Raw genomic sequence first — 229 nt, 5'->3', positions numbered from 1 at the left:
CTCTACTACCTGGTCGCGAACGCGGCCGCGCTGACCCAGGACCGGGCGCACGGGCGGTTCCCGCGCGCGCTCCAGGTGCTCGGCGCCGTCGGGTGCGTCGTGCTCGCCGCGACGCTGCCGCCCGCGACGGTCGCCGGCGGGGCCGCCGTCGTCGCGGAGGGCGTCGCGGGGCGCGCCGTCGGGCAGGCCCGCGCCCGGCGTGTGGGTGGCCCGGCGTAGCGTCCCCCCC

1 pseudogene is annotated in these 229 nt (G+C 82.1%); it reads left to right on the top strand.

Features of this window, described 5'->3' with window-relative positions:
- A pseudogene (locus tag KVT14_RS21955) lies at positions 1 to 219 on the top strand (amino acid permease); the annotation flags it as partial.
- Between the last annotated feature and the right edge of the window lie 10 nt (positions 220 to 229).

Source organism: Cellulomonas sp. GbtcB1 (assembly GCF_019091725.1).
Lineage (GTDB): Bacteria > Actinomycetota > Actinomycetes > Actinomycetales > Cellulomonadaceae > Cellulomonas.
This window is presented reverse-complemented; position numbering and strand designations above follow the sequence as displayed.